Source organism: Afipia dichlorophenoxyacetatis (genome assembly GCF_055386385.1).
Genome location: NZ_AP029250.1, coordinates 4,363,674 through 4,385,948 on the forward strand (window position 1 = coordinate 4,363,674; position 22,275 = coordinate 4,385,948).

General features: G+C 59.5%; 19 protein-coding genes and 1 pseudogene. 13 read left to right on the plus strand and 7 right to left on the minus strand.

What is annotated here, in order from left to right; all coding sequences use genetic code 11:
• Positions 1-37: 37 nt before the first annotated feature.
• Positions 38-1,153, plus strand: a complete 1,116-nt coding sequence (locus ACZ5C3_RS20430) for a branched-chain amino acid ABC transporter substrate-binding protein (protein WP_464032532.1) — start codon at positions 38-40, stop codon at positions 1,151-1,153.
• A gap of 67 nt (positions 1,154-1,220) precedes the next feature.
• Here ACZ5C3_RS20430 and ACZ5C3_RS20435 read toward each other — a convergent pair whose 3' ends face one another.
• Positions 1,221-1,955: a cytochrome c biogenesis CcdA family protein gene (locus ACZ5C3_RS20435; protein ID WP_464032534.1), complete on the minus strand. Its 735-nt coding sequence runs from the start codon at positions 1,953-1,955 to the stop codon at positions 1,221-1,223.
• A 109-nt stretch (positions 1,956-2,064) separates the two neighbouring features.
• Between ACZ5C3_RS20435 and ACZ5C3_RS20440 the strand changes: the two genes are divergently transcribed.
• On the plus strand, positions 2,065-3,063 hold the full coding sequence (locus ACZ5C3_RS20440; protein WP_464032536.1) for a P1 family peptidase: 999 nt from the start codon (positions 2,065-2,067) through the stop codon (positions 3,061-3,063).
• A gap of 39 nt (positions 3,064-3,102) precedes the next feature.
• Here ACZ5C3_RS20440 and ACZ5C3_RS20445 read toward each other — a convergent pair whose 3' ends face one another.
• Complete coding sequence (locus tag ACZ5C3_RS20445) at positions 3,103-3,858, minus strand: EF-hand domain-containing protein (RefSeq protein WP_464032538.1); 756 nt, start codon at positions 3,856-3,858, stop codon at positions 3,103-3,105.
• Positions 3,859-4,296: 438 nt separating this feature from the next.
• On the opposite strand from ACZ5C3_RS20445, the gene rpe reads away from it, so the two are divergent.
• On the plus strand, positions 4,297-4,998 hold the full coding sequence (rpe, locus tag ACZ5C3_RS20450; protein ID WP_464032539.1) for a ribulose-phosphate 3-epimerase: 702 nt from the start codon (positions 4,297-4,299) through the stop codon (positions 4,996-4,998).
• 47 nt (positions 4,999-5,045) lie between these two features.
• Here rpe and ACZ5C3_RS20455 read toward each other — a convergent pair whose 3' ends face one another.
• Positions 5,046-6,992, minus strand: coding sequence for an alpha/beta hydrolase domain-containing protein (locus ACZ5C3_RS20455; RefSeq protein ID WP_464032541.1), 1,947 nt, complete (start codon positions 6,990-6,992; stop codon positions 5,046-5,048).
• 239 nt (positions 6,993-7,231) lie between these two features.
• Here ACZ5C3_RS20455 and purB point away from each other — a divergent pair, with 239 nt between their 5' ends.
• From purB to rpsD, 5 genes and pseudogenes are all read left to right on the plus strand, one after another.
• Positions 7,232-8,539, plus strand: coding sequence for an adenylosuccinate lyase (gene purB, locus ACZ5C3_RS20460; protein WP_464032542.1), 1,308 nt, complete (start codon positions 7,232-7,234; stop codon positions 8,537-8,539).
• Between the two features lie 4 nt (positions 8,540-8,543).
• Positions 8,544-9,082 (plus strand): annotated as a pseudogene (locus tag ACZ5C3_RS20465) (MOSC domain-containing protein).
• Between the two features lie 242 nt (positions 9,083-9,324).
• A complete protein-coding gene (gene murI, locus ACZ5C3_RS20470) occupies positions 9,325-10,116 on the plus strand; it encodes a glutamate racemase (RefSeq protein WP_464044241.1) in 792 nt (263 codons plus the stop codon).
• 414 nt (positions 10,117-10,530) lie between these two features.
• Entirely contained in the window at positions 10,531-10,932 is a 402-nt protein-coding gene (locus ACZ5C3_RS20475) for a cupin domain-containing protein (protein WP_464038389.1), read from the plus strand.
• A gap of 189 nt (positions 10,933-11,121) precedes the next feature.
• The gene (gene rpsD / locus ACZ5C3_RS20480; protein ID WP_464032545.1) at positions 11,122-11,739 is read left to right on the plus strand and encodes a 30S ribosomal protein S4; all 618 of its coding nucleotides are present in this window, start codon (positions 11,122-11,124) and stop codon (positions 11,737-11,739) included.
• 75 nt (positions 11,740-11,814) lie between these two features.
• Here the strand turns inward: rpsD and ACZ5C3_RS20485 are convergent, their stop codons facing one another.
• Complete coding sequence (locus ACZ5C3_RS20485; protein ID WP_464038390.1) at positions 11,815-13,059, minus strand: serine hydrolase domain-containing protein; 1,245 nt, start codon at positions 13,057-13,059, stop codon at positions 11,815-11,817.
• Positions 13,060-13,269: 210 nt separating this feature from the next.
• Here ACZ5C3_RS20485 and ACZ5C3_RS20490 point away from each other — a divergent pair, with 210 nt between their 5' ends.
• Positions 13,270-14,343, plus strand: coding sequence for a threonine aldolase family protein (locus tag ACZ5C3_RS20490; protein ID WP_464032547.1), 1,074 nt, complete (start codon positions 13,270-13,272; stop codon positions 14,341-14,343).
• 58 nt (positions 14,344-14,401) lie between these two features.
• Here the strand turns inward: ACZ5C3_RS20490 and grxD are convergent, their stop codons facing one another.
• Entirely contained in the window at positions 14,402-14,737 is a 336-nt protein-coding gene (gene grxD, locus ACZ5C3_RS20495) for a Grx4 family monothiol glutaredoxin (protein ID WP_464032549.1), read from the minus strand.
• A gap of 302 nt (positions 14,738-15,039) precedes the next feature.
• Between grxD and egtB the strand changes: the two genes are divergently transcribed.
• Both egtB and egtD read left to right on the plus strand, forming a co-directional pair.
• Positions 15,040-16,293 carry an ergothioneine biosynthesis protein EgtB gene (gene egtB, locus ACZ5C3_RS20500; protein ID WP_464032551.1) on the plus strand — a complete coding sequence of 418 codons (1,254 nt, stop codon included), beginning with the start codon at positions 15,040-15,042 and terminating at the stop codon, positions 16,291-16,293.
• A 37-nt stretch (positions 16,294-16,330) separates the two neighbouring features.
• Entirely contained in the window at positions 16,331-17,305 is a 975-nt protein-coding gene (gene egtD, locus ACZ5C3_RS20505; protein ID WP_464032552.1) for an L-histidine N(alpha)-methyltransferase, read from the plus strand.
• Between the two features lie 123 nt (positions 17,306-17,428).
• On the opposite strand, the gene ACZ5C3_RS20510 is transcribed toward egtD, so the two are convergent.
• On the minus strand, positions 17,429-17,665 hold the full coding sequence (locus tag ACZ5C3_RS20510) for a BolA family protein (protein WP_424627287.1): 237 nt from the start codon (positions 17,663-17,665) through the stop codon (positions 17,429-17,431).
• 135 nt (positions 17,666-17,800) lie between these two features.
• Here ACZ5C3_RS20510 and ACZ5C3_RS20515 point away from each other — a divergent pair, with 135 nt between their 5' ends.
• Positions 17,801-18,169 carry a DUF427 domain-containing protein gene (locus ACZ5C3_RS20515; protein WP_464032554.1) on the plus strand — a complete coding sequence of 123 codons (369 nt, stop codon included), beginning with the start codon at positions 17,801-17,803 and terminating at the stop codon, positions 18,167-18,169.
• Positions 18,170-18,342: 173 nt separating this feature from the next.
• On the opposite strand, the gene purL is transcribed toward ACZ5C3_RS20515, so the two are convergent.
• The gene (gene purL / locus ACZ5C3_RS20520) at positions 18,343-20,553 is read right to left on the minus strand and encodes a phosphoribosylformylglycinamidine synthase subunit PurL (protein ID WP_464032555.1); all 2,211 of its coding nucleotides are present in this window, start codon (positions 20,551-20,553) and stop codon (positions 18,343-18,345) included.
• Positions 20,554-20,873: 320 nt separating this feature from the next.
• Here purL and ACZ5C3_RS20525 point away from each other — a divergent pair, with 320 nt between their 5' ends.
• The gene (locus ACZ5C3_RS20525; protein ID WP_464032557.1) at positions 20,874-22,223 is read left to right on the plus strand and encodes a protoglobin domain-containing protein; all 1,350 of its coding nucleotides are present in this window, start codon (positions 20,874-20,876) and stop codon (positions 22,221-22,223) included.
• Positions 22,224-22,275: the final 52 nt, after the last annotated feature.

A 22,275-nucleotide genomic window follows, 5' to 3' on the forward strand; every position in this document is an offset into this window, starting at 1 on the left:
CCGGCCATGCTTTCACGAGCTTCATGAGGACTGTTCTATGAAACCAATCAACATCCTTGGCCTTGCATTCGGCGCGTCGATGTTCTTGTCGACCGCGGCGTTTGCGCAAGACATCTCGGTCGCCGTCGCCGGCCCGATGACGGGCAGCGAATCTGCCTTCGGCCGCCAGATGAAGAACGGTGCCGATATGGCTGTCGCTGATCTCAATGCCGCCGGCGGTGTCATCGGGAAGAAACTGTCACTGCAGACCGGCGACGATGCTTGTGATCCAAAGCAGGCGCGCTCCGTCGCCGAGAAGCTTGCCAGCTCAAAGGTCGCAATGGTCGCCGGGCATTTCTGCTCGTCTTCGTCGATCCCTGCATCGGAAGCCTATGCAGAAGGAAATGTGCTGCAGATCACGCCAGCATCGACCAATCCGGTCTTCACCGAGCGGAAACTCTGGAACGTGCTCCGCGTTTGCGGTCGCGATGACCAGCAGGGTCTCGTTGCCGCGCAGTACATTCTGAAGGCGTATGCGGGCAAGAACGTCGCGATCCTCAACGACAAGACGACTTATGGCAAAGGTCTTGCCGACGAAACCAAGAAGGCGCTGAACGCGGCCGGCTTCAAGGAGAAACTGTTCGAGTCCTACAACAAGGGCGACAAGGACTTTAACTCCATCGTCTCGCGTCTAAAGCGAGAGAACATCGACCTTGTCTACGTTGGCGGCTATCATCAGGAAGCTGGCCTCATTCTGCGCCAGATGCGCGATCAGGGCATGAAGACCGTGCTGATGGCAGGCGACGCCATGAACGACAAGGAATTCGCCTCGATCACTGGCGCAGCTGCGGAAGGTACACTCTTTACGTTTGGCCCCGACCCGCGCAACAAGCCGACTGCAAAAGCCATCGTCGAGAAGTTCAAGGCAAAGGGCATCGATCCCGAAGGCTATACGCTCTATACCTACGCCTCGTTCCAGATCTGGTCGCAGGCGGTGGCAAAGATCAATAGCACCGATCCGAAGAAGGTCATCGAGGCGATCAAGGGCGGCGAATGGGATACCGTTCTTGGCAAGCTGTCCTTTGATGCCAAGGGCGACATCAAGCTGATCGATTACGTCGTCTACAAATGGGATGCCAAGGGCAACTACGCGGAGCTCGATAAGGGCTCCTGAGCGCGCCAGCGTATCGTCACTAATAATCAACAGGCCGCTCCAGAAATCGGAGCGGCCTGTTTCATTTTCAACCGAAGTTCTGCAGCGCCGGGAACGTCTCCAGCAGCCAGATGCTTGCGGACGATACGGCTCCGGTGAGAAACGCGACGCCGGTGAGCACCATGAGCACGCCCATGACGCGCTCGACGGTGGCAAGGTGTTTCTTCATGCGGGACAGCATCGATGAGAAACGCTCGACCATGAAGGCGGCGAGCAGGAACGGAATGCCGAGACCGGCCGAATAAACTGCCAACAGCCCCGCTCCTTTGGTGACTGTCGCCTCAGACGCCGCCACCGACAGGATCGCTGCGAGGATCGGTCCGATGCATGGCGTCCAGCCGAACGCAAACGCGAGCCCCATTACATAGGAGCCCCAGAGCCCAACAGGCTTCGGAATTGGCAGCCTGCCTTCGCGCATCAGGAAGCCGATGCGCGTCAGCCCGAGGAAATGCAGGCCCATCAAGATAATCACGATGCCCGCGACAATCGACAACTGCGCCGACCAGACGCGGATCAATCCGCCGATCAGGCTAGCACTGGCACCCAGGGCGATAAATACCGTGGAAAATCCGAGGACGAAGACAAGCGCAGACATCATGACGGCACGCCGAGAAGCCCGGGGCTCTTCTTCGCTCGCGACATGCTCGATCGTCGCCCCCGTCAGGTAGACAAGGTACGGCGGCACCAGTGGCAACACGCACGGCGACAGGAAACTGATAAGGCCGGCCAGCAGCGCGGCGGGGATCGAAACATCATGGATCATGCCGCTTATTGCACCGTGGCCGGTGTGCTATGCAAGCTCCGCTCTGCTCGTTCCGCGTGTTGTGATCGGAGCGAGGCGGACGTTCATCTCGGACACTTGGGACTTACGGATGGAAAACCTGCTCACCGACATTGCCGGCGTCAGGGTCGGCCACGCCGAGGACGCAACCGTCGCATCGGGCGTGACAGCAATCATCTTCGATGAACCGGCGGTCGCTTCAGCTGACGTTCGTGGCGGGGGACCGGGTATGCGGGACGGTGCCCTGCTGGAATTGCCGAACACAGTCGAGCGTGTGGATGCAATTGCGCTATCCGGGGGCTCGGCTTTCGGCATCGAAGCTGGCGGTGGGATCCAGGCCTGGCTCGCCGAACATGGCCGCGGCTTTCCAGTTGGTGACGCGCTCATTCCGATTGTGCCCGGCGCCGTCATGTTCGACATGCTGAACGGCGGCAACAAGAAATGGGGCCGCTTCCCGCCTTACCGAGATCTGGGTTACAGCGCAGCCGCCAACGCGAGCACAACCTTCGCACTGGGCAGTGTCGGTGCGGGGCTCGGTGCCACCACGGCGAATTTCAAGGGCGGCATCGGGTCAGCGTCCGCGGAGACTCCAGGCGGCGTGAAGGTCGCAGCCATCGCATCGGTCAATGCGGTTGGCAGTGTCAACGTCGGCGATGGGCCGTGGTTCTGGGCGGCGCCCTTCGAGGTCAACAACGAATTCGGCGGGCGCGGACTGCCGCCCACTTTTTCGCCGGACATGCTGGCCATGCGCTTGAAGGGCGCTCCGGCGACGACCGCGATCGAGAACACCACGCTGGCTGTTGTCGTGACCGACGCGATCCTGACCAAGCCACAGGCGAAACGTCTTGCGATGATCGCGCAGACCGGATTTGCGCGCGCGATCTATCCGGTTCACGCGCCGCTCGACGGTGACGTCGTCTTCACTGCAGCGACCGGCGTCAAACCGATCGATCCACTGATTGGATTGACCGAACTGGGCGCTCTCGCAGCGAACGTCGTGGCACGCGCGATCGCGCGTGGCGTCTATGAGGCCGAAGCACTTCCGTTTGCTGGCGCACCGCCGGCATGGAAGCAGAAATTCGGAAAATAGCGTGGGCTGCACGCGATGACAGCGAACAGCCGCGCGTCATCACGCACGCATGGAGAGTGACTGCTTCGCTGCTGTCGAAAGCGAGTCCGTGCGATACTGCGTCATCTTGTCGACCAGATTGTAAGTTGAAGCCGCCTTGCTCGGCGTGTTGCTTGCCGGAGCCGCTTGGCTCGTCGTAAGGGTCGTGCCGTCGGCGTAAGTCATCGTGGTCGTGATCGAACCATCGCTGTTCGTCGTCGACGTGGTGGTCGCTGCCTGCAAGGCATCCATCAGCGCATCCGCGCCACCTCCGCCCTTGCCGCCGCCTCCGCCGTGCGCATGCTGGGCGCCGCCGGCCTTGCCCTTCAGCGCCGAAGCCATTTCCTCGAGGCTCACCGAGCCGTCGCCGTCAGTGTCCATTTGGTTGAAGACATTGTCGGCAGCCGCGGTATTGGTGCCGCCGGCACCGAGCTTGTCCTCGAATTCGGACTTGGTGATCTTGCCGTCGCTGTTGCCATCGATCTGCGAGAACAGGTCCTTGAGTGCATCGGACGGCTTGCTGGGATCTTGCTGCGCAAGCAGTGCATTAAACGTCTCGGGCGATAGGGTTCCGCTGGTGCGGGCAGCGCTGCTCGACAGGATTTGCGTTGAACCAGATGTTTTGCCCAGATTAGTCAGGCTAAACGGGCTTGAGCTGCTTTGCGTGCCGCTCGTGTTTGTCGCGCTGGACTTTGGCTTGACCAGCGACGACAGAAAATCGACAGCTCCCGCGGCTGCGCCGGCGGCGGCGCTTGCGGCACCCATGGCAAAAAGCATCGTAACACTCCCCGAATGCCGCACAGCGTGCGGCTCAGATGATCCCGCAAATCATCCAGCAAATGCCGTGCCGCACATCAAACCGAGTAAAAACAGGCACTTCCGGGACTGGGGATCGCTGTCTGGTACGGCAAGTTCTGCCGTTGCGGCAGAACTTGCCGTGCCTTTTTGACCGCTAGTGCGGTGTATCTGACGTTCGTATCAGCACTAACCAATGGTCCATCTTACGAACGTCAGATACAAAACCGCACTAGAAACATAGCTTTGCTAGTATCCCTTGGGTTCTGACATTCGTAAACGAGCTAGCCGCGAACTGATACGAATGTCAGAACCGGGACACTAGAGTCTGTGTAAGGCTCGTACCTCGCGTTGCGAGCCGTACGCCCGCGTGTTAGGCGAAACGAGCTTGCCGCAGCCGGTGAACCACTGGAACCAACGATGTCCCAACCCTTCACGTCACGCCCTTTGATCATCGCCCCCTCGATCTTGGCGTCCGACTTCTCAAAGCTTGGCGAAGAAGTCCGCGCTGTCGATCAGGCTGGCGCGGACTGGATGCACCTCGACGTGATGGATGGCCATTTCGTGCCGAACATTTCCTACGGGCCCGACGTCATCAAGGCGATGCGCCCCTATTCGAAGAAGATCTTCGATGCGCACCTGATGATCGCGCCCTGCGATCCATACCTTGAAGCCTTCGCGAAGGCCGGCTGCGATCATATCACCGTCCACGCGGAAGCCGGCCCTCACCTGCATCGTTCGCTGCAGGCGATCCGCGCGCTCGGCAAAAAGGCCGGCGTCTCGCTCAACCCCGCGACACCCGCGAGTGCGATCGAATATGTGATCGACTCCATCGACCTCGTGCTGGTGATGTCGGTCAACCCGGGCTTCGGCGGTCAGTCGTTCATCCCTGCCGTGCTGGAAAAAATTTCGCAGGTTCGTGCGATGTGTGCAGGCCGTCCGATCGACATCGAAGTCGACGGAGGCGTGACCGCTGCCAATGCGGCAGAGATCGCTGCGGCCGGCGCCAATGCGTTCGTCGCAGGCTCCGCCGTATTCAAGGGCGGCACCATGGAAAGTTACAAGGCGAACATCGCCGCGATCCGCAATGCGGCCGCGTCTGTTCGTGGAGAGGCGATCTGATCCTTACGACATTCCGGGCTGCCGGTCCGGCAGCCCGGTGTGTGCCGTTAGTTTGTGGCTTGCGTGAAGATCTTCACGTCCTCTTCCAGCAACAACCTGTCTTTCACAAGTTGCTGCGCGGCCTTCTCGATGGCCGCTGCACGATCCCCTTCATGAGGATATCGCTCCGCCATCGACAGACGCGGATCGCCGGTCTTCAGCCGCTCTTCTTTGGTTGCCGCGAACGGAATGATCGATCCGTTGTTCTCGCACAACTCCCCTTCTGAATAGCCCGCCTTGCGGACATTCCATCCTGTGTGCGTCGCGGCTGGTGCTTCCAGCGTCGGCAGGTGGACGCCCGCGATCGCGCGGCCGCCCGCATCCGTCTTCGGCAGAAACGCCGGATAAGGTTTGCCCTTGCGTGGCGGCATGACGCTAAAATCGATCAGCACCGGTTTCGTCATCGTGCCCTTGTAGGGAAAGCCAGGAATCGCCGGAAAGCCGACGGCCTCGATTGTCGGCTCGACCAGCGTCCCGTCAGCCCGGCTCGGATACCTGCTCGCCGGCGGCTCCGTTCCGTTCGTCATCCAGGCATCGAGCGCGACCAACAGAGCCCGCACCGATGGACCGGCATTGAGCGGGTTGGTCGGGAACTGACAGGTCTTGGTCGTTTCCGGTTTCGAATTGGCCAGAGCGAAGTGCTGCAGATTGGACAGGAAGTACAATCGCACATTGTCCGGCATTGTGATCGCATTGCCTTGCGTATCGGTCACCACCAGGGAAGCGCGCTGCTGATAGAACTCGATCTCGCTGTCGGACTTGATGATCTTGGGACAGTTCTTCGCGGCGAGGCATCGCGCCAGCAAACCGTCGCTCTTTCCTGTCAATGCGTCAGTCGTGACCGGATAGGTGAACGGAAATTCCGATCCCGGATAGAGCATGTCGGCGTGCTGATAGGGAGAACGCCCAGGCTGGCTGAAGCGGTAATTCGTGAACGTCTTCTTGCCGCCCGAGATATGCGGCATCAGGCCTTCAAACACCACCCGATCGGATTCATCTCCGTTGAAACCGAGATAGATGAAGTCGTGCAGATAGCGGCCACTCTGCGACAGGCCAAATCCGATCGCCTTGTCGATGCGCCCATCCAGCACGTTGGCGTTGCCTGCAGCGTCCGCCTTCTCGTAACGCAGGAACGAAACGACATCGCGCGTCGCTGCTAAGCCAAGCCCCATCACTTTGGGGTCTTTCGCGGGATAGACGAGTTCGTAGATCGCACCGGCATCGAAGTTCGCCGGACGTGTAATCGAGACCTTGCTGTCCCCATCATATTTGAACGACAGATCCGCAGGCGCGCTCCGCTCGTCTGCTTCACGCTCACGAACTGTGAGCTTGGCCTGCGCCGGATCGAGATCGACGGCAGGATAGCTGAGCGTGCCGCTGGCCGGATTGTCCATGTTGTCGAACACGAACTCCTCACGCGCGGCTCCTGTGATGCCCGGCACGACCGGCGGCGTGAACGTCATGCGTCCGCCGCCCGGCATGATGTCGCCCTGCCATCCACTCCAGACCAACGTATAGCCGCGGTTCATCAGGAAGCCGTTTCCTGCGTCGCCCGCCTTTACCAGATCATTGACGACGGGGTTGTCGTCGTTGAACAGCGCGAAACCGAGCTTGCCGCCGCGGTTCAGCGCTTCATAGAACAGCCGGCGGTTTCCATTGGCTGCATTGGTCGGACGAAGAATCTCGACGTCGGTTGTCGCTTCCACCTGCCCTTGCGGATTCCGCGGCGCCTTGTCGACGTCCACGATGATGGTGTTGTGCGGATCGCCCGGGGCAACCGCGATGGTGGCGCGAGCGATAATCCTGTCGTAGGTCCCGACACTGCCGAACGTACGCCCTTCAAAGGCGGGCGATTCCGTCCGGACAACTTCAAATTTCACGACCTTGGCGGATGCCACACCGGCGGGCGCAGCAAAAGCAGCGGCAGCCAGCGCCACCGCAACAGAGCGTTTCATAGTATCTCCCCATTTTTGCCGGGACTTTGCGCCCGGTTGAACGTGAGGCTATCAGCCGGCTTGCACGCCGGGAAGATGCGCCGAGGGAACAACGCTTCGCTACGCCACTCTCCCCACAGGACTCGTGAATCCTCTGCATCGCGAATCGGTCGAAAGCCGCGGAAAATGCTGCAAAAACGGCCCGTTTTGTTTGTCTCCGGCGGCGGCTTCTGGTACAGCCTCCGCGAAAGGACCCCGACATGATCCCACGCTATTCCCGCCCCGAAATGGTCTCCATCTGGGAGCCTCAGTCACGCTTCAAGATCTGGTTTGAGATCGAGGCCCATGCCGCTGATGCGCTGGCAGATCTCGGTGTGATTCCGAAGGAAGCCGCCAAGACCATCTGGGCCAAGGCAAAGGATGCCACCTTCAACGTCGAACGGATCGACGAGATCGAGCGCGAGACCAAGCACGACGTCATCGCGTTCCTCACCCATCTGGCGGAGATCGTCGGGCCCGAAGCGCGCTTCGTGCACCAAGGCATGACCTCTTCCGACGTGCTCGACACCTGCCTCAACGTGCAACTCGCACGCGCCGCAGACCTGCTGCTGGCCGACATCGACAAGCTGCTTGAGGCGCTGAAGCGCCGCGCGTTCGAATACAAGATGACGCCGACCATCGGCCGCTCGCACGGCATCCATGCCGAGCCGGTGACCTTCGGCCTGAAACTCGCCTACGCCTATGCCGAGTTCACCCGTGCCCGCGCCCGCCTCGTCGCGGCCCGCAAGGAAGTCGCGACCTGCGCCATCTCCGGCGCCGTCGGCACCTTCGCGCAAATTGATCCGCGCGTTGAAGAACATGTTGCCAAGGCGATGGGTCTGGAAGTCGAACCAATCTCGACACAGGTCATTCCGCGCGACCGCCACGCGATGTTCTTTGCAACGCTCGGCGTGATTGCATCCTCGATGGAGCGGCTTGCGGTGGAAATCCGCCACATGCAGCGCACTGAAGTGCTCGAAGCCGAGGAGTTCTTCTCCGAGGGCCAGAAGGGCTCCTCCGCGATGCCGCACAAGCGCAATCCCGTGCTGACGGAGAACCTCACCGGTCTGTCGCGCATGGTCCGCGCCTACGTGACGCCGGCTCTGGAAAACGTCGTGCTCTGGCACGAGCGCGATATCTCGCACTCCTCCGCAGAACGCATGATGGGTCCGGATGCGACGGTGACGCTCGACTTCGCGCTCAATCGTCTTGCCGGTGTGGTCGACAAGCTGCTGGTCTATCCGGCCAATATGCAGAAGAACCTGGATCGCCTCGGAGGCCTTGTTCACTCGCAGCGCGTGCTGATCGCATTGACGCAAAAAGGCGCGTCACGTGAGGACGCCTACAAGCTGGTGCAGCGCAACGCCATGCCGGTGTGGCGCGGTGAAGGTGAATTCCTGCCGCTGCTGAAGAAAGACGCCGACGTGAAGAAGTATCTCACGGATGTCGAACTCGAAGAGCAGTTCGACCTCGGCTATCACTTCAAGCACGTCGACACGATCTTCAAGCGCGTGTTTGGAGCGGCCTGACCTGATGGGAATTGTCACCACCGTCAGCCTGAGCAAGAGCCATACTTTCAGCAAGCCGAACAGCCTGAGCATCCGCCTGCTGAAAGGTCTTGGCGTCGTTGGCGACGCGCATATGGGTGAGACGGTGAAACACCGCTCACGCGTTGCGCGAGATCCCACCCAGCCCAATTTGCGGCAGGTCACCTGATGCACGAGGAGCTGTTCGACGAACTTGAAGCCAGGAGCTTTATCGTTCGTCCCGGCGACATGGGTGAGAACGTCACCACGCGCGGCATCGACCTGCTTGGCCTGCCGACTGGGACGCGGCTTCACATCGGCGACCACGCCATTGTCGAGGTCACCGGATTGCGAAATCCATGCATCCAAATCGACCAGTTTCAGAAAGGTCTGATGGCGGCAACGCTGGATAAGGATGCCGACGGCAACCTGATCCGCAAGGCGGGCGTGATGAGCATCGTGCTTACCGACGGTGACATCCGCCCGGGCGACGCCATCCGGATCGAATTGCCCGAAGCACCGCATCAGCCGTTGAAGCCGGTTTAACTCACACGTCTGCGCAGTACATCTGCCGGGATATTCGCTGGAATTGGGGTTCCAACCCATCATTTTGCCATTGATGCAAACGACGGTGTTCGAGATCCACACGCCGGATACGTGGGATCAGGCCAAAGTCTTGAATCATTTCAACGCGATGGTAAGGGATGCGGCAACCGGATGCCCCCCAAACTTTCGCGGCTCGCAGATAGCAACCCAATTGTAACCGCTGGTCCGTTAGCCTGTTTCCCGTGTCACACACACCGACCATTCTTGTGTTCGATTCCGGCCTTGGGGGTCTCACCGTCTTCCGTGAGATCGTCCGGATGCGGCCGCTGGCGCATTATATTTACGTCGCCGACGACGCCTATTTTCCCTACGGTCAGCACACTGAAGAGGAAATCATCTCACGCGTCGTGCCGTTGATCGGTGAACTCATCACGGCTCATCGGCCCGATCTCGTCGTCATCGCGTGCAATACTGCTTCCACATTGGTCATGGCGCATCTGCGTGAGGCCTACAGCGTGCCTTTCGTCGGCACGGTGCCTGCGATCAAGCCTGCCTGCGCATCATCAAAAACCAAACGTGTCTCTGTGCTCGGCACCAAGGGCACTGTAAAACGCGAATACACCAAGGCGTTGATCCGGGATTTCGCGCAAGGCTGCGACGTCACGCTGGTCGGCGCTGAGAACCTCGCCAGCCTCGCAGAAGCCGCGCTGAAGGGCGAAAGCATCAGCGACGAGGCAATCGCCGCCGAGATCGCACCATGCTTCCTCAATGGCGACGCGCGAACCGACACCGTCGTACTTGCCTGCACCCACTATCCGCTTCTCAACGATCGGCTGATCGCGTTGGCGCCCTGGAATGTCGACTGGATCGATCCTGCACCGGCGATTGCGCGGCGCGTAAACGATCTGCTCGGCGCATCGAACAGTGGAACGCACACATCGCCTGCCCAATTCATCTTTACGTCCGGGCAAGAGCCGTCGCCGGTTCTTGCAAATGCACTTCAGCCGTTTTTGGCACCAGTGGCCCGATTCTAACGTTCGCATCCTGACTCGGCGAGCACTCTTACGAACCTTAGAATCGAAGGACCACTGGCAAATATAGGATGCTAGTGGAGCTTTGGATTTGACGTTCGCATCACGAATTCGTTGCATGTAGGATAGCGAACATCAAATCCGCTCTACTAGTCTGGTTGCCTCAACGGCCACTTCTTCCGCTGCCACAACTTCACTGCTAGCCTTCTAGTGTCCTGAATCCGAAGTTCGCCTCATAGTGCAGCACACCGCGTAGCGAACTTCGGATTCGAAAGGACACTAGCAAACTTATGATTCTAGTGTGGTTCGGTTCAGAAGTTCGCTTGAAAGACGCGCCGAGAAAATGAAGCGAACTTCTGAACCACCACACTAGTGATCCATTCCACAAAGAGAATGGCATGGGAGAATCCAATGTTGATGTTCAGAAAGTCGCTGCTTTGTGTTGCCGTTATTGCCCTCACAGGCATAGGCGCAGCCATTGCCCAACAACCACCGGCAGGCATCAAGCGCACGCCGCTGCAGAAGATCGATTTCCCTGACGGTTACACGACCATTACCGGCATTGCCGAAATCGCCCCGGGCGGAGCTGCTGGGCGGCATACGCATCCCGGCATCGAAACCGGATACGTGCTCGAGGGAGAAGGCAACCTCATGATCGACGGTCAGCCAGCTCTGCACCTAAAAGCAGGCGATTCCTACGATATCCCGGCCGGCGTGGTGCACGACGCCAAGGTTCTTGGCGACAAGCCCATGAAAGTGCTGGGGATTTATGTCGTCGACAAAACCAAGCCGCTGGCGACGCCAGCCCCGGCAAAGTAGTAGATCTGTTTGACATTGTGGGGGTTTTTCCATAGAACCCCCTTGCTCGCGGGCCGTCTTCGGCCCGCGTTGTGTTTCGCGACCCGTGGTCTTCCTCATCAAGCTTATGGGGCGGATCTGTCGGCGCCGGAATTTCCGGTGCACAGGAGGGCGCGTTTCCTCAAAACCTTAAACTTGAAAGAGGACGCGATGACTAAGCGCAGTGAGGCGAAGTATAAAATCGATCGCCGTATGGGCCAGAACATCTGGGGCCGCCCGAAGAGCCCCGTCAACAAGCGCGAATACGGCCCAGGCCAGCACGGCCAGCGCCGCAAGGGCAAGCTATCCGACTTCGGCACGCAGCTGCGCGCCAAGCAGAAGCTCAAGGGCTACTACGCCAACATTTCCGAACGTCAGTTCTACGCAGTGTACGTCGAAGCGACCCGCCTCAAGGGTGACTCGGGCGAAAACCTGATCGGCCTGCTCGAGCGCCGTCTGGACGCTGTCGTCTACCGCGCGAAGTTCGTCTCCACGATGTTCGCTGCCCGCCAGTTCATCAACCATGGCCACATCAAGGTGAACGGCAAGCGCGTCAACATTGCCAGCTACAAGGTGAAGGTCGGTGACGTCATCGAGGTGAAGGAAGCTTCCAAGCAGCTCACCTTCGTGCTCGAAGCCAACCAGCTCGCAGAGCGTGACGTTCCTGACTATCTGGAAGTCGATCACGGCAAGCAGACCGCAAAGGTTGTTCGCATTCCGGGATTGTCGGAAGTGCCATTCCCGGTGCAGATGGAACCCCATCTGATCGTCGAATTCTATTCGCGCTAATCTCTCCAGCGCGATTTGCGAAAAACGAAAGGCCGCCCGATGGGCGGCCTTTTTGTTTGGCCCACAACGATCGCGCTACTTCTCGATCGCCCCGTAGATCATGCCCTTCACCGCCGATTGAATGCGGCCACGCTGGGATGACGATTGGATCATCAAAATAGCGAACATGTCTTCCTTCGGATCGACGAGGAAGTACGTTCCGCTGCCGCCGCTCCATTCGTATTCGCCGATCGATCCGGGCCAATGGGCGACGCCCGCCTCGGTGCGCACAGCGACGCCGAGACCGAAGCCGTAGCCCGCGCCCGGGAAATAATAGGCCCAGGGTTTGACACCAGCCGCTTCGCCGATTTGGTTGGACGTCATGAACTCCACAGTCTTGGGGCTCAGAATGCGCTTGCCGTCGAGTGTTCCTTTGTTCAACAGCATCTGCAGGAAGCGCGCATAGTCGCTGATGGAGGCGACCATTCCGCCGCCGCCGGACTCCCATTTCGTGACGATCCGCGGATCACGATCCAGCTTCTCTTTCGGCAATGGAAAGGCAAGCAGGTCTTGTTTTGCAGGATCAGTGACGAAAAAACTCGTGTTCGTCATGCCGAGCGGATCGAGCAGGTTTTCTTTTTCGAACTGATAAAGCGACTTTCCTGAGATGACTTCAATCACCCGTCCCAGCACATCGCTCGCATGACCGTAGACCCAAACTTCGCCTGGCTGTGCGATCAGTGGCAACGCCGCAATCTTGTCGGCGACCTCGGCATTGGTGAAATTGCCAGATATGAGATTGGCGTCATCGTAGGGCTTCTTCACCACTCCATACGCCAGCGACGCGTAAGGAATACCGGCGGTGTGCCGCATCAAATCGTGAATCAGCATCGGGCGATGCGGAGCAACCAGATCGAGAACCGGCTGGCCATCAGGGCCCATCTTCTCGGCGCCGACCTTCACGTTGTAAAAGCCATGAATGTATTGGCCCACCTCGTGATCGAGAGCGAGCTTCCCCTGCTCCACCAGCATCAATGCGGCAACCGACGTGATCGGCTTCGTCATTGAATACAGCGTGAAGATAGTGTCTGCCGTCATGGGCGCTTTGGTCGCAACGTTACGTACGCCGAACGATCCGTAATAAGCCGTCTCACCATGCCGCTTGATCAGAACGATCGCGCCGGGAATCTTTCCGGTCCTCACCTCGTTCTGAAAATAGTCAGTGACACGCTGCAGCCCCTGCAGTGAGAAACCGGCTTGCTCCGGTTTGGGATCGCCGATGATCTCGGCAGCCTTCACAGTCGAAATCAACAGTGTCGCTGCGACGGTTGCAGCAATCAGGATAGAGGCAGTCTGACAACGGCGGAATATACGGGGAGACAAGTGAGACCTCAGGGGTTAGTGGCCCCGCAGACTTTAGCCAGCGATCACGGTCGCGCAAGTCTGCGTGTCTTGTTACTTTAAGGCCATTCGAAAGCTGGATTTTTCCCATGCATGGTCATCTCGCCTTCGCTAAATTGTCGTCTCACGGTTGATCAAGAGAAGTTACGCATGACGTTTACTCCCGCTCCGCGCGACCCTGCGCTTCCGCCAATCCGCATCAACCTGCTGTCGGATACGCAAACCCGCCCCACACCTGCCATGCGCGAGGCCATGGCGCGGGCCGAAGTCGGCGACGAGCAGATCGGGGATGATCCAACCGTCAATCTGCTGTGCGAACGCGTCGCTGACCTGCTTGGCAAGGAAGCTGCAGTGTTCATGCCATCCGGCACGATGTGCAACGTCGCCGCAGTGCTGGCGACGTGTCGGCCAGGCGATGAAATCCTCGCGCACGAATCCGCGCATATCCTCACCCGCGAAGGTGGCGCCCATGCCGCGCTGGGTGGCATCCAGATCACGCCATTGGTGGGCGCCAACGGACAATTTACGGCGGACACATTGCGGGCCGCGATCCAGCCGCCGTCGCGCTATGCGGCTGCGCAGACGCTCGTCAGCGTCGAGCAGACGGCCAATATTGGTGGCGGGACCATCTGGCCCCAATCCATCCTCAGCGAGGTCGCGGCAATCGGCAAGGCGAATAAGCTCGCGACCCATATGGACGGAGCCCGGCTGCTCAATGCCTGTGTTGCGACAGGCATCTCAGCACGTGAAATGTCTTCCGGATGGGATTCCGTCTGGATCGATTTTACCAAGGGCCTCGGCGCTCCGCTTGGCGCCGTGATGGCCGGTTCACACGACTTCATCGATGCTGTCTGGCGCTGGAAACAACGGCTGGGCGGTGCCTTGCGCCAGGCAGGAAATTCTGCGGCAGCCTGTATCTATGCGCTTGATCATCACGTCGATCGCCTCGCGGATGACCACGCTAATGCTCGCGCACTCGCACGAGGTCTCGCGCAAATTCAGGGCGTCGTGGTTCAGCAGCCAGGGACGAACCTTGTGTTCTTTGAAACAAGTGGTGCGGGACTGCCACCGCAGCAACTGGTGACAAAACTGCGCGAGCACGGCGTCTTGATTTCGATGCTGGATAGCCGCCGGATCAGAGCTTGCACCCATCTCGATGTGAGTGCGGCGATGATCACGGAGACGATCGATCTCGTGCGTGAAATACTGCGACGAGAGGCCTGATAAAACGAAAGGCCCGGACGCTCAGCGCCCGGGCCTTCAAAACTCTTAACCGATCAGATCAGCCCGCTGGTTGCTGAATCGCGACACCCTTGTCGGCGAGCAACTGCTGCAGCTCACCCGCCTGGAACATTTCGCGGATGATGTCGCAACCGCCAACGAATTCGCCCTTCACGTAGAGCTGCGGAATGGTTGGCCAGTTCGAATAGATCTTGATGCCGTCGCGTAGTTCGCCCGATTCGAGAACGTTGAGGCCCTTGTAGGCGATGCCCACGTGATCGAGGATCTGGACCACCTGGCCCGAGAACCCGCACTGCGGAAACTGCGGCGTGCCCTTCATGAACAGCACGACGTCGTTGGACTTCACTTCGTTCTCAATGAATTGCTCAATGCTCATAGTCGCATCCTTTAGGGGTCCACCCCCGCCAGAGGGCGCGGGATTCGCTCATCTACCTGTCACTTTAGGCATATATGTAGACCGAAATGGTTCCGCATCCCAATCAAATTGGTGAGGAGGAGCCATGCTTTCCCATGAATCCCCCGCCGGTTGACGGTCGCCCCTCCCAATTTTCCCGGCCCGGCTTAGGGCACTGAATAGGTAATATCGTCTTTAATTCTCTCGTATCTCCCCTATCTAGGGCAAACTGTTCCTGGAACCGATCCATTGGAGGATCGTTCTCCCCTGAACCGGAGATTTTCGTGACGAAGCCAGCTTCCTCGACCACCGCCGCGACACCCCTCTCCGTTTCCCAGGCCCCCCATAGCGATCTCGCGGCCCGTTTGCTGGCTGCCTACCGGACCGTCCGGGACGAAACCGAGCGCCGGGCCGCCCCGCTATCTCCGGAAGATCAGCTTGTGCAGTCCATGCCGGATGCTAGTCCGGCCAAGTGGCACCGTGCCCACACCACCTGGTTTTTCGAGCAGTTTCTGCTTGGTGAGCATTGCCCGGGCTACACGCCCTATCATCCGGACTACGCCTTCCTGTTTAACTCTTATTACGTCACCGCCGGGCCACGGCACGCGCGCGCCCAGCGCGGCCACCTAACCCGCCCCGGCGCAGAGGACGTTACGGCTTATCGGAAGCACGTCGATGCGGCCGTCGCCAAATTCTTTAACGAAGCGAGCGAGGATAAACTCGCCTCTCTCCAGCCACTGATCGAAGTCGGCCTCAATCACGAGCAGCAACATCAGGAATTGATGCTGACGGATATCCTGCACGCCTTCGCGCAAAATCCGATTCCGCCTGCCTACGATCCGGCCTGGACGTTTCCCACCGCATCCCAAACCGGTGCAGAATGGCTGACCCTGACCGAGGGCATCCACACCATCGGCCACCCGAACGATACATTCCACTTCGACAATGAAAAGCCGGCACACCGCGCACTCGTGGGGCCAGTCAAGCTGGCGCGCAACCTTGTGACCAACGGTGAGTGGCTCGCCTTCATGAAGGACGGCGGCTACAGCACGGCCACGCTCTGGCTGATGGACGGCTTCGCGGCCGCCGCCAAGGAGGAATGGCAAGCGCCCGGTCACTGGCGCGACATCGACGGCGTTTGGCACATCATGACGTTGGGCGGTCTTCAGCCGGTTGATCCGTCGGCCCCCGTCTCGCACGTGAGCTACTACGAAGCTGATGCGTTTGCGCGCTGGAGCGGCAAGCATCTCCCGACCGAAATGGAGTGGGAGGTCGCAGCCCGTGCGGGACATCTCAACGATCCGTTCGGCATCGTCTGGCAATGGACACGCAGTTCATACTCACCCTACCCAGGTTATCGGGCCATTGAGGGCGCGCTGGGCGAATACAACGGCAAGTTTATGGTCAATCAACTGGTGCTGCGGGGCTCGTCACTGGCCACGCCAGAGGGTCACAGCCGCATCACCTATCGAAATTTCTTCTATCCTCACCATCGCTGGCAATTCACGGGGCTGCGCCTCGCCGACTACGCCGTTTGATTGATGAATAGGCGCAGTGCGCCTCGGGAGATTCCTTATGAATGTACACGCGACCGCGTTGGCCAGCACGCCTCTTGTTGACCAAAAGGACACCACATTTGCGCAGGACGTAATCGCCGGGCTGACGCAGCAACCGAAACGGCTCTCCCCGAAATATTTCTACGACGAGGCTGGCTCCAGACTGTTCGAGCAGATCACTTTGCTGCCGGAGTATTACCCGACCCGTACTGAGTTGCGCATCCTGCGTGATCGCGGCGCGGACATCGCAGCCGCGATTCCCCCGGGAGCCGCACTGGTTGAGTTCGGCGCCGGTGCGACAACCAAAGTTCGTTTGTTGCTGAACGAAAGCACCTTCGGCGCTTACGTCCCGGTGGATATTTCCGGTGATTTTCTCAATGGACAGGCAGCCGCCCTGCGGCGTGATTTCCCGAATCTCGCCGTTTATCCGGTGACGGCAGATTTCACCAAACCGTTTGCGCTGCCGATTGAGGTCAAGGATATGCCAAAGGTCGGGTTCTTTCCCGGCTCAACCATCGGCAACTTCGATCCGCACGAAGCATGTGCATTCCTGCGCAGCGCGCGCGAAATTCTCGGCGAAGGCGCAATACTGATCGTTGGCGTCGATCTGGAAAAGGATGAGCGCGTCCTTCACGACGCCTACAATGATAGCGCCGGCATCACAGGAAAGTTCAATCTCAACGTGCTGGTGCGCATCAACCGCGAGCTTGGCGGGAATTTCGATCTCTCGGCGTTCACCCATCGTGCGATCTACAACCGCGAGCGCCACCGCATCGAAATGCATCTCGTCAGCCTGAAGGCCCAGACGATACGCGTACTGGGCCGCGCCATTTCATTCCGGGCAGGCGAAAGCATTCACACCGAGAGCAGCTATAAATATAGCATTGAGCGCTTCATCGCGCTGGCCCGCGGCTCTGGCTGGGACTCGCGCGCGACCTGGACCGATCCAAATGACATGTTCTCGGCTCACGCCTTGATCGCTGAAACGGATTGACGCGCGCTGCGCACGTCTATTCGACGTAAGTGACGCGATGATGGTCACGCGCGGATCGCTTGCACAACAATGTCTCACCGTGTTTCAGTTGCGACACCGCTCGTCACACAGCGCGGAGTTGAGCTATGACTCTGGCACGCCGGTTTGCAGCGCCAAAGCATGAAGCACACCGCCCATCTGCCCCTTCAGCGACTGATAGACAATCTGGTGTTGCTGGACACGGGATTTGCCACGGAATGACTCTGATATGACGGTGGCCGCATAGTGGTCCCCGTCTCCGGCGAGGTCTCGGATTGTCACCTGGGCGTCGGGCAATGCGGCCTTGATCATCGTTTCGATGTCCCGCGCATCCATCGGCATTTTCTCGGTCTCCTGGTCATCTCGTGCTGGCAATGCACCAAATATGCCCGATTCTACCTCACGCAACATGCGAGGTCACGCGAGCATTGCGGCGGATCGTCCCTATATGTCCGATCTCGACAGGAGATATCGTCTATGAATCCTCGAATGAAAATTCCAGGCCCGGATCATCCGATCACCGTCACGCTCAACCCGAAACGGGTCCGGGTCAGCGTCGGCGGAGAAGTCATTGCCGAAACGAGCCAGGCTCTCACTTTAAAGGAAGCGAGCTATCCAGCGGTTCAATACATTCCGCGTACGGATGCCGATGCTGCCAAGCTCGAGCGCACCAGCCATGCCAGCTATTGCCCTTACAAAGGTGACGCGAGCTATTTCAGCATCGCAGCGAACGGAAAGACGCTGGAAAACGCGATTTGGACCTACGAGACACCCTACGATTCCGTGAAAGAGATCGCCGGGCACCTCGCATTCTATCCTGACAAAGTCACGATTGAGGAGCTCTAGTGGAGCGGATTTGACGTTCGCTACCCTGCTTGCCGCGAATTCGCGATGCGAACGTCAAATCCCAAAGCTTCACTAGAATCTTATGTTTGCTAGTGGTCTTTCGATTCTAACGTTCGCAAAAGTGCTGCCGAGACAGGATGCGAACGTTAGAATCGGACCACTTGAGCCGTTCCTCAGCTTTTCCCCGCCATATAACCCGGCAGCCAACCTTCAAAGCCAGCCTTGAGCGAAGCGATCGACACAGGCGCTTCACCCTCAACGACGATGTCGTGCCCGCCGGTCTTGCCGATGACGTGGCACGGTACATCGACCGCTTTCAGCTTGCTCAGAACGGTCAGGAGATGGGCTTCTGGGACGGTGACCACGTACCGCGCCTGATCCTCACCGAACCAGTAGCCATGAGGGACGAGCTCCTCTGGCGGCGCATCGAGAATGGCGCCGATACCGCTAGCCATGGCCATTTCGGCCAGCGCCACCAGCAGGCCGCCGTCGGAAATGTCATGAACGGCGGTTGCCGTACCGCCCTTGATCATTCCGCGAACCACGTCGCCGTTACGCTTTTCGGTTGCAAGGTCGACCGGCGGCGGAGCCCCCTCTTCACGGCCGCAGATGTCCCGCAGATAGATCGACTGGCCGAGCCAGCCATGGGTGTCGCCGATCAGCAGAATGGCTTCGTCCGCAGCCTTGAACGCCAATGTTGCGGATTTGGTGAAATCATCGAGCAGCCCGACGCCGCCGATCGAGGGTGTCGGCAGGATGCCGCGGCCGTTGGTTTCGTTGTACAGCGAGACGTTGCCGGACACGACCGGGAAGTCCAGCGCCGTGCAGGCTTCCGCAATGCCCTTCAGGCAGCCGACGAACTGGCCCATGATCTCGGGCCGCTCGGGATTGCCGAAGTTCAGGTTGTCGGTGATGGCAAGCGGACGGCCACCGACCGCCGTGATATTGCGCCAAGCCTCGGCCACCGCTTGCTTGCCGCCCTCAAACGGATCGGCCTCGCAATAGCGCGGCGTCACATCGACGGTGAGCGCAAGCCCCTTCGGACCATCCTGCACGCGCACGACGGCGGCATCGCCGCCCGGACGCTGCAATGTGTTGCCGCCGATAACGTGGTCGTACTGCTCCCAGACCCAGCGCTTCGAGCACAATTCCGGCGTCGCAATCAGCTTGGACAACGCTTCGGAGTTGGAGAGCGGTGCCTTGACGTCCTGGGCGCGGATCACCGGCAGCTGCGGCGACGGCACATGAGGACGGTCATAGAGCGGCGCTTCGTCACCCAGCTCCTTGATCGGCAGATCGGCCATCACGCTGCCACCGTGCTTGACGACGAAACGCTTGGACGGCGTGGTGTAACCCACCACTGCGAAATCGAGACCCCACTTCTTGAAGATCGCCTCGGCCTCTTTTTCCTTCTCGGGCTTGAGCACCATGAGCATGCGCTCCTGGCTTTCCGAGAGCATCATCTCGTAGGCGCTCATCCCGGTTTCGCGGGTCGGCACGGTATCGAGATCAAGGTCGACGCCAAGGTCGCCCTTCGCGCCCATTTCAACTGCAGAACAGGTCAGACCGGCTGCGCCCATATCCTGGATCGCGATCACGCAGTCCGCTTCCATGATTTCGAGGCAAGCCTCCAACAGAAGCTTTTCCGCGAACGGATCGCCGACCTGCACGGTCGGGCGCTTCTCCTCGCTCGCATCGTCGAATTCGGCCGAGGCCATGGTCGCACCATGGATGCCGTCGCGGCCCGTCTTGGAGCCGAGATAGACGATCGGCATGTTCACGCCGCTCGCCGCCGCATAGAAAATCTTGTCAGCTTCCGCGAGCCCCACCGCCATCGCATTGACGAGAATGTTGCCATCGTAGCGCGTATGGAAGCGCATCTGACCGCCGACGGTCGGCACGCCGAACGAATTGCCGTAGCCGCCGATGCCTGCAACCACGCCGGAGACCAGATGGCGGGTCTTCGGGTGTGACGGATCGCCAAAGCTCAACGCGTTGAGGCACGCGATCGGCCGCGCGCCCATGGTGAAGACGTCGCGCAGGATGCCGCCGACGCCCGTGGTCGCGCCCTGATAAGGCTCGATGTAACTGGGGTGGTTGTGGCTCTCCATCTTGAAGACCACCGCCAGCCCGTCCCCGATATCGATCACACCGGCGTTTTCACCCGGCCCCTGGATCACCCACGGCGCTTTGGTCGGCAGGCCGCGCAAATGAATGCGCGAGGACTTGTATGAGCAGTGCTCGTTCCACATCGCCGAAAAGATGCCCAGTTCCGTGAAGCTCGGAACGCGCCCGATCAGTTTGAGGATGCGCTCGTACTCATCCGGCTTCAGGCCGTGGCTGGCGACGAGTTCGGGGGTGATCTTGGGTTCGTTGGAAATCATGAGCTCGCGGGGTGCTGTTGAAGCCCCTGTTTAAGGAGAACAACGAAGGGCGGAAAGGGCTTTTTGGTGGTCAATTTCTCAAGGGGCGGCCAAAGCTGGGGACAGCCCTGAACCTCTTTTTTTCCGGCCTGAGAACGCCCGGAAACCCTGTATTTAGAGTGCATTAACCAAAGCGCAATAACCATTGATTTGCCAGCGCTTCTTGACCGCGTCCCGGCATTTCAGACAGCCCTTTCCATCCGGACAGTGTGGCCAGCCCCGCCTTTGATCAGGTGGCGGCGTGCGACCACGCATTCCCTCGCCATGCAGGTCCCGTTGCCATGAATTCCTCTGCTGCCCTCGCCTCCAGAATTGCTTTCAACGGGATCGACGAAACCTCGCGCGCTGCGCTCCGCGAGATTCGCCCCGTGGCGATGAAGGCCCTGCCCGGCATCCTCGACGCCTTCTACGTGTCGATTTCCAAGTTTCCAGACGTGCAGAAGCTGTTTCCGCGTCCAGAAATCGTCGCGCACGCCAAAGCTGCCCAGCTCGCCCATTGGGACATGATCCTGTCAGCGAAATTCGATGAGGCTTACGTGCAGTCCGTGAGCCAGATTGGAGAAACCCATCATCGCCTTGGTCTCGAGCCGCGCTGGTACATCGGCGGCTACAAGAAGATCATCAGCGGCTTGATCACCCATATTGAGACGACCGTTACCTCCCGTTTCCCGGGCCGCGCGATGTTTGAAAAGAAGGCCAAGATCATGGACGCCATTGTCGGTGCCGCGTTGCTCGACATGGACTTCGCGATTTCGGTTTATCTGGACGCCGGCAAACGCGACAAGCGCAACGCTTTGGAGGGTTTGGCGGGCCAGTTCGAGCAAAGCATCGCTCAGATCGTCCAGCGGGTCGGAACGATGTCCGAAAGCCTCAAGTCGGCGGCCGATACGCTGAAGGCGACAGCGGAGGAAACCAGGACATTGTCGACGTCTGTCGCGGCCACATCCGGACAGGCATCGACAAATGTGCAGTCGGTTGCTTCCGGCACCGAGGAAATGGGCTCGTCGGTTTCCGAAATCTCGCGGCAGGTTCAGGAGTCGCTGAAAGTCGCGAACGACGCCGTGAAGCAAGCCGAAAGCACGAACGGCCGCATTGCCGAACTCAGCAATTCCGCGAGCCGCATCGGCGACGTGATCAAGATCATCAGCGCCATTGCCGAACAGACCAATCTGCTTGCGCTCAATGCAACGATCGAAGCCGCGCGCGCGGGCGAAGCGGGCAAAGGTTTCGCCGTTGTCGCATCGGAGGTGAAGGCCCTCGCCTCCCAAACAGCGAAAGCGACCGAAGAGATCTCCACACAGATCAGCGAGATGCAGGCTTCAACCGGCGAAACGGTCACCGCTATCTCCGAGATCGGTACCACCATCGGCTTCATCTCCAAGATCGCCAATGCGATCTTCGAGGCTGTCGATCAGCAGAATGCCGTCACCAAGGAAATCGCGCACAATATTCACGTGGCTGCGACGGGTTCGTCGGAAGTCGCGGCGAATATCGTGCGGGTCAACAAGGGCGCCGAAGAAACTGGACACGCCGCCGCGAACGTCCATGGCTCAGCGCTCTCGCTCATAAAAGAAAACCATCAACTGCGTACCGAGGTCGACAAGTTCCTCAAGACGCTGCGTACGGCGTAACATCCATCGCAGCACCCCTGTCCTCGGACAGGGGCACTGTTTGCAGACCGCC